Raw genomic sequence first — 11718 nt, forward strand, 5'->3', positions numbered from 1 at the left:
TACCATAATTTACTCTTTTTATATAGATTTTTTGGCTTCAATCAACATTTCTTCAAATTTATAAATATCTTTACTACTCATAAATAAGAATACACAGTTATCATATTGCATTAATTCTTTAACACCTGCTTCATCTTCAGTAATGACTTTAGCACGTGCACTATTTTTTGAAATATCATAGATATCAATATCAATACCGTCTTCATGTTTTGCATTTTCTGGGAATGGACAGAAATATGGGTAATCCGCTTTATCCATTTCTTGAGCAAATTCTTTAGCAAAACGCGCTCCCCTTGAAAAACGATCTGGTTGGAAAATGGCAACGATTTTCTTACCAGGGTATCTCACTCTTGTTGCTTCAATAACATATCTGATTGCAGTTGGATGATGTGCATAATCGTCAACAAAAACATTGTTTCCTTGAGTTTTTACAGTATAACGACGTTTTGTTCCTTTGAATGTTTGAAGTTTACTTAAAATATAGTCATAAGACATATCTTCTAAATAACCAAGAGTAATAATAGCTAATGAATTATATAACATATGCATTCCAAATAATGGTATGTTAAAATGTCCAAATAATTCTTGATGAATATAAACATCAAATGATAATCCTTGTGGCGTTTCTAAAACATTAACAGCGCGAACATCATTATTTTCACCTAAACCAAATCTTAAAACATGTTTTTCAAAATGAATTTTCTTAATGTTAGGGTCATCTCCCCAAACAATAACTGTTTTCTTAACTTGTTTAGCAAATTGTTCAAAAGATTGAATATATCTTTCAAGATTTCCAAAATAATCAACATGGTCTAATTCAATGTTATTAATAATGGCATAATCTGGATGATAATGTAAGAAATGATCTTGGAATTCACATGTTTCTGAAATAAAATATTTACTTCCTACTTGTCCATGTCCAGTTCCATCACCAATTAAAACAGATGTTTTATCAAAATCTTCAAATAAATGGTAAGCCATACCTGTTGTTGTTGTTTTTCCATGTGTTCCTGCAACAGCAATAGAAACATAATGTTCCATAAAATCAGCTAAGAAATCATAATATCTTGTACACTTTACATTTGGGTTTTCTAAAGCTGCTTTGACTTCTTCATTGGATTCATCAAAAGCATTACCAATAATTACGTGATAACCATCCTTTATATTATCTTTATTGAATGAATAAATTGGAATATTTCTTTTTCTCAATTCATCTTCAATAAATATATATTTATCAATATCACTTCCAGCAACTTCGTTCCCTAATTCATATAAAATTGTTGCTAGTGGAGCCATTCCTGACCCTTTAATTCCTATAAAATAATACATACTTGTCACCTCGTTAACTATTCTATCACAAATTGATTTCTTTTTCTTTGTTAAGAGTATATTTTTTAAAAAAAACGAGCAAAGCCCGTTTTGAAACATTCTATGTAAGTTTAAACCCCTAAACTAATACGAATACATTTATTAATACGTTCCATTTCTAATGGCGTTAATTCCCCTATTTTTCTAATCAACCGTGATTTATCAATGGTCCTCATTTGTTCAAGCAAAGCAATTGAATTTTCTTTTAAATCATCTCTTGATTTAATAAATGTATGGGTAGGAATATTTTTCTTTTTAGATGATGTCAAAGGTGAAATAATAATAGTTGTACTAAATCGATTCCCACTATCATTTTGAATAACAACAACAGGTCGAATTCCAGATTGTTCACTTCCTACACCTACACTCAAATCAGCATAAAACAAATCTCCTCTTTTTACTTCCATATAATTCATCCTTTCTTTTGATATTATTATATAATTTCTTGTTGACAAAATTTGTCTATTTAAAGAGGTTTTAAAAATATTTTTTCACTTTAAAAGTTTACTCATTTTTTTCTTTTTTATACAAAAAAACGAGCACAAGCTCGTTTTTAAATAATATAAATATCTTTTGTAAATGAATTTAAAACCTGACATCTATCTTTTGTCACCATAACTAGATCTTCTACACGTACTCCGAAATTTCCTTCTAAATAAATACCTGGTTCAATTGAAAAAATCATTCCTTCCTCAACTTCCATTTCATTTACCGAAGAGACATCTCCATATTCATGAACATCTCGACCAATAAAATGTCCTAAACGATGTGTAAAATATTTTCCATAGCCTTCATCACTGATGACTTTTCTTGCACACTTATCAATATCTGATAATTTAACTCCTGGTTTGATCATTGCTTCTGCAGCTTCATTTGCTTTTTTTACAATTTCATAAACTTTAATTTCTTCTTCCAAAATACCTTCATAAAAGAATGTACGTGTCATATCAGAACAATACCCTTTATAAACACATCCCATGTCAATCAGTACACAATCACCTTTTCTAAGTGGTGTATCATCATTTTCATGATGTGGATCAGCAGCGTTTTTACCAAATGCAACAATCGCACCATAACAAGTAGAATGATGATTGAAAAATAATTCATCTAATTTTTTAGCAAGTTGTTTTTCTGTCACACCTTCTTGAATGAATGGAATGATTTCTTCCATAACAGCATCATTGATTTTACTTGATTCAATCATTAAAACTTGTTCTTGTAAATCTTTTTTCATGCGAACGAGATCAACACATGGTGAAGCATTGATATATTTTGCATCTGGGAGTTTTTTCATAAGATCTAACAAGAAATGTGAGGCCCAATTTTTATCAATTCCAATTCTTCCTGGAAAATGCATTTCATCAACAATTGTTTGAATAGCATCTTGTCCATCTTTATGCCAAACAATGTTAACATCTAAATCATGCTCTAAATAGAATAAATCATTCATGAACAAGGTATGATTCCCATGTTTTGAAATCATAAAAACAAACATTCTTTCATGCGGATCATTATAGTATCCTGTACAATAAGCAATTGATTGAGGATCACTTATTAAAAAGTAATCCAATCTTGCTTCTTCCATTAAATCAAGTATTTCTTGTATACGATCGTTATTCATCTTTTAAAACTCCAATACCTAATTCTTTTAATTGATCTTCTTCTACACTGTTTGGTGCTTTAGACATTGGACATGTTGCACTGGCATTTTTAGGGAAAGCAATAACGTCTCTAATAGAATCACTTTCAGTAAGTAACATGGCAAGACGATCTAATCCTAAAGCAAATCCTCCATGTGGTGGTGTCCCATATTTTAATGCATCAACAAACCAACCAAATTTATTTCTTACTTGTTCATCTGTTAAACTTAAAGCTTTGAAAGCTCTTTGTTGTAAGTCTTGTTCGTAAATACGTTGAGAACCTCCACCAAGCTCAAAACCATTTAAGACAATATCATAGGCATCAGCAAGACAATTTGCTGGATCTGTATCTATTTTATCTAAATCTGATTCTTTAGGTCTTGTAAATGGGTGATGCATTGCATAATATCTTTGAGTTTCATCATCATATTCAAACATTGGAAAATCAACAACCCATAATAATCCTAATTCTTTTGAATCATATAAATTCAATTCTTTTCCTAAATGATTACGTAAAGCAGCTAAAGCATCACAAACAACCATATATTTTGTATCCGATACAAATAATAATAAGTCGTTATCTTCACCATTCATTGCTTCAATTAATCTTTGCATTTGTTCTTCGCTAAAGAATTTAGCAATTGGTCCTTCACCTACACCATTATTTACTTTTAACCAAGCAAGACCTTTTGCTTTATAAGTTTTTGCAAGTTCAGTTAATTGATCAATTTTCTTTCTTGAATAATCACTTGCATGATTTTTAACATTGATACCTTTAACATATCCATTATTTTCTAAAGCTGATTTAAATACCATAAAATCAACATCTTTAACAACTTCATTTAAATTAACAAGTTTCATATCAAAACGGATATCTGGTTTATCAATACCATAAGTTTCCATCGCTTCATGCCAAGTCATACGTGGAAGTGGTAACTTAACATCAACACCTTTTACATCTTTAATGACTTTAGCTACCATATTTTCACCAACTTCGATGATTTCATCTGTTGTCATAAATGACATTTCAACATCGACTTGAGTAAATTCTGGTTGACGATCCGCTCTTAAATCTTCATCTCTGAAACAACGAGCAATTTGGTAATATTTTTCAAAACCAGCAACCATTAATAATTGTTTAAATAATTGAGGCGATTGTGGTAAAGCATAGAAATCACCATGATGTACACGTGAAGGTACTAAGAAATCTCTTGCTCCTTCAGGAGTTGATCTGTTTAAATAAGGTGTTTCAATATCCACAAAATCATGACTATCTAAGTATTCTCTAATACTTCTTGTAATTTTATGTCTTGTTAGAATTTTATTTTGCATAACAGGTCTTCTTAAATCAAGATAACGATATTGCATTCTTGTTTCTTCTAAAGCATCTGTATCATCTGCAACAATAATTGGTGTCGTATTGGCTGTATTGATGATTTTGATTTCTGATGCATCGACTTCAATATCCCCTGTAGGCATATTTGGATTTTTGCTAGAACGTTCTACAACAGTTCCTTTAACATATAAAATATATTCATTTTTAATATCTTTTGAAATGTTTTCCATTTCTTCATTGATAATAATTTGTGTAATTCCATAACGGTCTCTTAAATCAATAAATACAAGAGCTCCTAAATTTCTCTTTTTAGAAACCCATCCTTTTAGTTCAACTGTTTGTCCAACATTTTCTAAACGAAGTTCACCGTTATTATGTGTTCTATTCATGTTCATGTCCCCCACTTAAATGATTTTCAATATGTGCCAAAATATTTTCTAATGGCACAACTTCTTGTTCTTTATCATGATTACATTTAATATTAACCACTTCATTTTTTACTTCTTCTTCCCCTAAAATAATAGAAAAATGTGCATTAAAACGATCTGCTGATTTAAATTGTCCTTTTAAACCACGAGATACATGATCCATTTCACATGTAAAGCCATTTGCTCTTAACATCGCAATAATTTGCATAGCAAGATCTTTTGCTTCTTCGCCTAAAGGCATAATATAACAATCTAAACCATCTTCGTCTTCATCTTCTTCATCATCTAAAGCAAGAAGAAGTCTTTCCATACCAAAGGCAAAACCAACACCTGGTGTTGCTGGTCCACCAATTTCTTCAATTAAACCATTGTAGCGTCCGCCACCACCAACAGTAGCTCCCGCACCTAATTTTGGATCATCAGAAATAATTTCAAAAACAGTATGAGAATAATAATCTAATCCTCTTACTAAGTTTGTATCGATGACATAATCAATTTCTAAATCATCTAATAAAGTACATACTTTATCAAAATGATTTTTAGCACTTTCGCTTAAATAATCAATTGTTTTCGGTGCTGTTTTCATAGCTGGATGTTTCGCATCCACTTTGCAATCTAAAATACGTAAAGGATTCTTTTCAAAACGTGCTTTACAATCTCCACATAATTCATCTAAATGATCCCTAAAATGATCTTTTAAAGCTTCACGATAAGCATCTCTTGATTCATTATCACCTAAAGAGTTGATATGAAGTGTGACATTTTGAAGTCCTAATGCTTCAACAACAGTCACTGCCATAAGCATACATTCAACATCTACATAAGGTGATTCAACACCTAACATTTCTACCCCAAATTGGTGGAATTGTCTTTGTCGACCATTTTGAGGTCTTTCATATCTAAACATTGGTCCCATATAATAAACTTTTTGTAGTTTTTCTGGTAAACCATACATTTTATTTTCTACATAAGCTCTTGCAATACCAGAAGTTCCTTCTGGTCTAAGGGAAATATATCTTCCTTTTTTATCTTGGAAAGTATACATTTCTTTAGAAACGACATCACTTGTATCCCCCACAGCTCTGTTAAATAATTCAGCATGTTCAAAAATTGGTGTTCTCATTTCTTTAACATTATAATTAGCAGCAATTGTTCTTAACAATTGTTCTAATTTAATCCATTTTTCACTTTGTCCAGGTAAAATATCTACCGTACCTCTTGGTGCACTATATCCCATTATTTTTCCTCCTTAAAAATATAAAAACGCCCCTCTAAGGACGTTTCAACGCGGTACCACCTTAATTCGTATTTTCATACGCACTTTCATCTTAACGCGATTAACGATTACTCTTTTCAAGTAATTCCTCACAAGTGTCCCATAGCTTCCATACAAAGATTTTCACCAGCCATCTTCTCTCTAACTATTTCCACTATTTAATCTTGCTCAATGGATTACAAAGATTATATAAAATAATGACTAAAAAATCAATTCCTATTTCTAGCATCTATAGTATACCACGTTTTTTAATCATTTATGTCTCAAATTTGTCTCATTTTTGTTCCATTTTTGAAAGACGATACTCTTCTACAATAAATTGTGACAGATCTTCTTTTAAACTATGGTTATCATAATAAACAAGACGTGTTTTCTTCTTTCTAGCAATATCATTCAATTTTAAAAGACAACTTTCAACAGGTTTTGTTTTTTTATTTTGACTATAAACAACAAGAAGCTGATAGAAATCTTCTACCAGCTTTTTGCCAACTTGATCATTATATAAAATATTTATTGCACGACGATCAATCATTATAAATCAATATCACATAAGTTAGAAGCATATCCAATATAACTTGCAGGTGTCATATCTAATAAAGTTTGACGATCTTCATCTGATAAAACATCTAATCCTTTCGCAAATTCCATAATTGCTTCTTGTGAAATATTTTTACCTCTTGTAAGTTCTTTTAATTGATCATAGGCATCAGAAATACCATATTTTCTAAGCATTGTTTGAATTGGCTCAGCAAGAACTTCCCATTTTTCATTTAAGTCAGCTGCAAGTTTATCTTTATTAACAACACATTTAGCTAAACCATTTGTTGTTTCACTAATTGCTTGTAAAGAATAACCAAAAGCTAAACCGATATTTCTTTGACTTGAACTATCTGATAAATCTCTTTGCATACGTGATCTAGGTAATTTGTTTGATAAACCAACACAAATATTATTAGACATATCTACATTTGCTTCTGAGTTTTCAAAACGAATTGGATTGACTTTATGAGGCATTGTACTACTTCCTACTTCTCCTTTTACAGGAATTTGTTTGAAATATTCCATTGAAATGTATAACCACATATCAACATCAAAATCCACTAACACATTATTGAAATGACGAATACCATCTAAAATATGACATGTATAATCATGGCTTTCAATTTGTGTTGTTAAAGGATTGTAAGTTAACCCTAAATATTCTTCTACAAATTTTTTATTAAGAGTTTGCCAATCTAATTGAGGAAATGCTGTTAAAATAGCACTATAGTTACCTGTTGCTCCATTAAATTTAGCTTTAATTTTAATATTTTCAATATTTTCAATGCTTGAAGTAAAACGATAAGCATAAACTTTAAATTCCTTACCAATTGTAGTTGGTGTAGCAGGTTGACCATGAGTATGAGCTAACATCGCATCATTTTTATGTTCAACTGCCCATTTATTAATAACAGCAGTAAATTCTTTTGCTTTCTTTAACCAAACATCATTTAAACCATGTTTGATCATACAAGCATAAGATGTATTATTAATATCTTCTGAAGTACATCCAATATGAACAAAACTGATTAAATAATCATAACCCATATCTTTTAATTGATTTCCAATGAAATATTCTACTGCTTTAACATCATGCCTTGTAACAGCTTCAATATCTTTGATTGCTTTAAAAGAATCATAATTGAAATCTTTTGAAATAGCTTCGATTTGTCCTAAGTTATCTTTGTCAAATGTAGAAAGAACATCACTTTCTACATTTTCAATTAAGAATTTTAACCATTGAATTTCAACAAAAACACGATATTTCACTAAAGCATATTCAGAAAAATATTCACCTAAAGCATCTTTAATACCTGCATAACGTCCATCTAAAGGACTTAATGTAAAACATTCAAATTGTTGTTTATCCATTCTATTTACCACCTCTAAAATAATTTACACCAGCTTCAAATAATTTTTGATCCATTTCACCATAAACATTTTTAAAACGGTTTTCGCCTTGACGTTCACTATGTCCCATCTTACCAAGAACACGACCATCACGAGAAACAATACCTTCAATAGCATACATTGAACCATTTGGATTGTATGGTGTTTGCATTGTAACTTTACGATTAGGATCAACATATTGAGAGAATACTTGTCCATTAGCGAATAGTTCATCAATAACTTCTTTAGGAGCAACAAAACGTCCTTCTCCATGAGAAATAGGAATAACATGAACATCTCCCACATTAACATTAGCAAGCCATGGTGATTTAACAGAACCAATACGTGTATCTACAAATTGAGATAAGTGACGACCAATCGTATTGAATGTAAGAGTAGCGTCATTTTCAGACATATCTCTAATTTCACCATATGGAAGTAATCCTAATTTAATAAGTGCTTGGAATCCATTACAAATACCAATCATTAAACCATCTCTATTATCTAATAAATCACTAATTGCTGCTTTTAATCTTGGATTTCTTAAAACTGTTGCAATAAATTTACCTGAACCTTCAGGTTCATCACCAGCAGAGAATCCTCCTGGTAGCATCACAATATTAGCACGTTTGATGGCATTTTCCAATTCATCAATCGATGTTTTTAACATTTCTTCTGTTTTATTTCTAATTAAGACAAGTTCAACCTTAGCCCCTGCTTTTTCAAAAGCACGTTTTGAATCATATTCGCAGTTTGTTCCTGGGAACACTGGAATAACAACTAATGGTGTTTCAATATATTGTTTTGCTTTTAAAGTTGATCTTGTTTTACATTCCGCAACTTTAATATCTTGTGTAGGTGCTTTTTCTCTTGTTGGATAAACACTTTCTAATGGTACTTTATTGATTGCATAAGCTTCTTGAATAGAAATTGTATCCATTCCATAAGAGAATTTTTCACTATCATTTAAAGTAGCCACTACTCTATAATCTAAACCTACTAGATCTTTTTCTGATTTCACTTCAACAATAATATTTCCATAATTCTTTTCAACATAAGAAGCAAGTGAATAATCTGTATTGAAAGCAGCTCCTAAACCATTACCAAAGGACATTTTACAAACAGCTTCAATCACACCACCATCTTTAACTGTATATGCAGAATAAATTTTCTTTTGTTTCATTAAATCTTGAATAGCATTATATTGTTTTTGTAAATGATCAAAATCAAAGACTTTAAATTGATCTTTTTTAATTTGAACTTCTGCTAAAATATGTCCCGCTTCTTTTGCTTCTGGTGTCATAACATCATGAACATCACTTGCTGTAATGGCAAAAGAAACAAGTGTTGGTGGAACCGAAATATTTTCAAATGTTCCTGACATTGAATCTTTACCACCAATTGATGGAAGTTTTAATTCTTGTTGAACACGATTAGCTCCAAGTAAAGCAGCTAATGGTTTACCCCAACGTTTTGGATCATCTAATAATTTTTCAAAATATTCTTGGAATGAAAAACGAATTGTATGATAGTTTCCACCCATGGCAACGATCTTAGCAACACTTTCAACAACGGCATACATCGCTCCATGATATGGTGACCATTTAGAAATCTTAGGATTATACCCATAAGCCATTAAAGAAGCAGTTGTTGTTTCTTTTCCTAAAACAGGAATTAAAGCAGCCATACCTTCTGTTTCTGTGTGATATGTACGTCCACCATAAGGAGATAAAACTGTACCATTTCCAATAGATGAGTCAAATCTTTCAACAAGACCTTTTTGTGAAGCAACAGATAATCTTGATAATACTTCTTTTGTTGTACCAACAAAATCATTTCTTTCTTCTTCATCAAAAGGTGTACTTTCAAAGTTTGGTAACTCAACTTCAATATTTTGATAACGTTTTGCCCCTGCAGCATCTAAGAAATCACGAGAAATATTAACAATATCTTTACCCATGTGCTTCATTACTAAACGATTTGTATCTGTAACAGTTGCCACTTGAACAACTTCTAAGTTTTCTTTTGCACATTCTTCTTTAATGAAATCAACATCATAGTCATTGACAACAATAGCCATACGTTCTTGTGATTCACTAATAGCAAGTTCTGTACCTGTTAAACCATCATATTTTTTCAAAACAGCATCTAAATCAATATCAAGCCCTGGAGCAAGTTCACCAACGGCAACACAAACCCCACCAGCTCCAAAGTCATTACATCTAACAACTTTTTCTGAGACTGCTTTATTTCTAAATAATCTTTGAATTTTTCTTTCTTCTACAGGATTTCCTTTTTGAACTTCAGCACCTGCTGTTTCAATAGATTTTACGTCATGTGATTTTGAAGAACCGGTAGCACCACCAATCCCATCACGTCCTGTGCGTCCCCCAATTAATAAGACGATTTGTCCATTTTGTGGTTCTAAACGTTTTACTTGTTCTTTTGGTGCAGCAGCCACAACAGCTCCTACTTCCATACGTTTAGCGATATAACCTTCATCGTAAATTTCATGAACATAACCTGTTGTTAACCCGATTTGATTACCATAACTTGAAAAACCATGAGCAGCTTCTTGACAAATTTTTCTTTGTGGTAATTTACCTGGCGTTGTTTCTGCCAATGTTTTTCTTGGATCACCTGCTCCAGTAATACGCATTGATTGGTAAACATAAGCACGTCCTGAAAGTGGGTCACGAATAGCTCCACCCAAACATGTTGCAGCTCCCCCAAATGGTTCAATTTCTGTAGGGTGGTTATGTGTTTCATTTTTGAACATTAATAACCATTGTTCATCTCCTTGATTTGTATGAACAGTAATTTCAATAGAACATGCATTAATTTCTTCAGAAACTTCCATATCATCAAGATATCCTTTTTTACGAAGTTCTTTCATTGAAATAGTTGCAAGATCCATTAAAGTAAGAGGTCTTGTTGTATTTACTCCATAAACGGCATGTCTGCTTGTTTTATAGCTTTCAATATCTTTTTCTAAGATTTCTTTAAAAGCACCATTTTGAATATCGATATCTGTAATAACTGTCGCAAATGTTGTATGACGACAATGATCAGACCAATATGTATCTAACACTTTGATTTCTGTTTCAGTAGGATCTCTATGTTCTTCATTTTTAAAGTAATCTTGAGTTACTTTTAAATCATCAAGATTCATAGCCATTCCATTATCTTTTAAGAATTGATTTAATCCTGCTTCATCTAAATCATTAAATCCAGTTAAAGTTGGCACAGGTTTAATATCAGGTGTTTCATCATTTAAATGTTCTGGTTTTTCTAAAGAAGCAATTCTTTGATCAACTGGGTTAATTAAATAATGTTTGATTTGATTTAAAACATCTTCATTTTTATCAATGTCTACTACAATAAGTTTGGCACATCTTACTTTTGTTGAAGATGATCCTGTTAGAATTTGGAAACATTGTTCGCATGAATCAGCACGTTGATCATATTGACCTGGTAAAAATTCAATTGCGAAAACAGATTCTTTTTCACTCATTGGAAATGTTTCATCATAAACATGATCCACCATTGGTTCAGCAAGAATTGTATTAATTCCTTGTTGTAAGATTTCTTCACTAATCCCTTGTACATCATAACGATGAACAATACGAAGTGAATGAATCGTTAAACCTAATTGTTCAACGAGGTTGGTTTGAATTTCATGCGCTTCTGTTGCGTATTCTTTTCTTTTTTCTACATAAATTCTTCTTACATTTGTCATAG

General features: G+C 31.3%; 8 protein-coding genes and 1 other annotated feature. All 8 genes read right to left on the reverse strand.

Annotated features, from left to right (window positions below):
- Positions 1-18 precede the first annotated feature (18 nt).
- Positions 19-1329 (reverse strand): UDP-N-acetylmuramate--L-alanine ligase, encoded by a 1311-nt coding sequence (locus Fi14EGH31_RS08380; RefSeq protein WP_032090134.1) that lies wholly within the window; start codon positions 1327-1329, stop codon positions 19-21.
- Between the two features lie 110 nt (positions 1330-1439).
- Positions 1440-1775 (reverse strand): type II toxin-antitoxin system PemK/MazF family toxin, encoded by a 336-nt coding sequence (locus Fi14EGH31_RS08385; protein WP_022001469.1) that lies wholly within the window; start codon positions 1773-1775, stop codon positions 1440-1442.
- Between the two features lie 146 nt (positions 1776-1921).
- Positions 1922-2989 (reverse strand): M24 family metallopeptidase, encoded by a 1068-nt coding sequence (locus Fi14EGH31_RS08390; protein ID WP_022001468.1) that lies wholly within the window; start codon positions 2987-2989, stop codon positions 1922-1924.
- Positions 2982-4733 (reverse strand): aspartate--tRNA ligase, encoded by a 1752-nt coding sequence (gene aspS, locus Fi14EGH31_RS08395; protein ID WP_200764699.1) that lies wholly within the window; start codon positions 4731-4733, stop codon positions 2982-2984. The genes Fi14EGH31_RS08390 and aspS overlap by 8 nt, the downstream gene beginning before the upstream one ends.
- On the reverse strand, positions 4726-6009 hold the full coding sequence (hisS, locus tag Fi14EGH31_RS08400; protein ID WP_022001466.1) for a histidine--tRNA ligase: 1284 nt from the start codon (positions 6007-6009) through the stop codon (positions 4726-4728). The genes aspS and hisS overlap by 8 nt, the downstream gene beginning before the upstream one ends.
- A 33-nt stretch (positions 6010-6042) precedes the next feature.
- Positions 6043-6229: a binding site (T-box leader), on the reverse strand.
- A 93-nt stretch (positions 6230-6322) separates the two neighbouring features.
- Positions 6323-6580, reverse strand: coding sequence for a hypothetical protein (locus tag Fi14EGH31_RS08405; RefSeq protein ID WP_117346856.1), 258 nt, complete (start codon positions 6578-6580; stop codon positions 6323-6325).
- Positions 6580-7959 (reverse strand): adenylosuccinate lyase, encoded by a 1380-nt coding sequence (gene purB / locus Fi14EGH31_RS08410; protein ID WP_200764700.1) that lies wholly within the window; start codon positions 7957-7959, stop codon positions 6580-6582. Before purB ends, Fi14EGH31_RS08405 begins: the two co-directional genes overlap by 1 nt.
- 1 nt (position 7960) lies before the next feature.
- Positions 7961-11716, reverse strand: coding sequence for a phosphoribosylformylglycinamidine synthase (locus Fi14EGH31_RS08415; RefSeq protein ID WP_117792133.1), 3756 nt, complete (start codon positions 11714-11716; stop codon positions 7961-7963).
- Positions 11717-11718 lie beyond the last annotated feature (2 nt).

Source organism: Faecalibacillus intestinalis (genome assembly GCF_015097455.1).
Lineage (GTDB): Bacteria > Bacillota_I > Bacilli_A > Erysipelotrichales > Coprobacillaceae > Faecalibacillus > Faecalibacillus intestinalis.

Excerpts from the sequence above, each read along its gene's own strand:
- Fi14EGH31_RS08380 (WP_032090134.1), bottom strand. The coding sequence starts at position 1,329 with ATGTATTATTTTATAGGAATTAAAGGGTCAGGAATGGCTCCACTAGCA.
- Fi14EGH31_RS08385 (WP_022001469.1), bottom strand. The coding sequence starts at position 1,775 with ATGGAAGTAAAAAGAGGAGATTTGTTTTATGCTGATTTGAGTGTAGGT.
- Fi14EGH31_RS08390 (WP_022001468.1), bottom strand. The coding sequence starts at position 2,989 with ATGAATAACGATCGTATACAAGAAATACTTGATTTAATGGAAGAAGCA.
- aspS (WP_200764699.1), bottom strand. The coding sequence starts at position 4,733 with ATGAATAGAACACATAATAACGGTGAACTTCGTTTAGAAAATGTTGGA.
- hisS (WP_022001466.1), bottom strand. The coding sequence starts at position 6,009 with ATGGGATATAGTGCACCAAGAGGTACGGTAGATATTTTACCTGGACAA.
- Fi14EGH31_RS08405 (WP_117346856.1), bottom strand. The coding sequence starts at position 6,580 with ATGATTGATCGTCGTGCAATAAATATTTTATATAATGATCAAGTTGGC.
- purB (WP_200764700.1), bottom strand. The coding sequence starts at position 7,959 with ATGGATAAACAACAATTTGAATGTTTTACATTAAGTCCTTTAGATGGA.
- Fi14EGH31_RS08415 (WP_117792133.1), bottom strand. The coding sequence starts at position 11,716 with ATGACAAATGTAAGAAGAATTTATGTAGAAAAAAGAAAAGAATACGCA.